Origin of the sequence: Halostella sp. PRR32, assembly GCF_034808085.1 — an archaeon.
In the GTDB taxonomy this organism is placed as follows: Archaea; Halobacteriota; Halobacteria; order Halobacteriales; family Natronoarchaeaceae; genus Halostella; species Halostella pelagica.
Genome location: NZ_JAXHGL010000314.1, coordinates 1 through 231 on the forward strand (window position 1 = coordinate 1; position 231 = coordinate 231).

At 67.1% G+C, this 231-nt stretch carries 1 pseudogene; it reads right to left on the reverse strand.

What is annotated here, in order from left to right:
• Positions 1-231 (reverse strand): annotated as a pseudogene (locus SM753_RS21235) (NAD(P)/FAD-dependent oxidoreductase); the annotation flags it as partial.

Consider the following 231-nt stretch of genomic DNA (forward strand, 5'->3'; position numbering starts at 1 on the left):
GACCTCCTCGGCGTTGAAGAACGTCTCCGTGTGGATGTCGCGCTCCGCGAACCGGGGCTCCATCCAGTCGGAGACGGACTCGAGGCCGTGCAGGCGCATGATGGGGTAGGTGTACGTGATATCCACCTCGTCGCGGATGCCGCGCTGGCGGAACCACTCGTCGGCCATGAGCGTGAACTCGACCGGTGCGGCCGGGCACATGTGCGGGACGCCGACGACGCTGAGCACGAG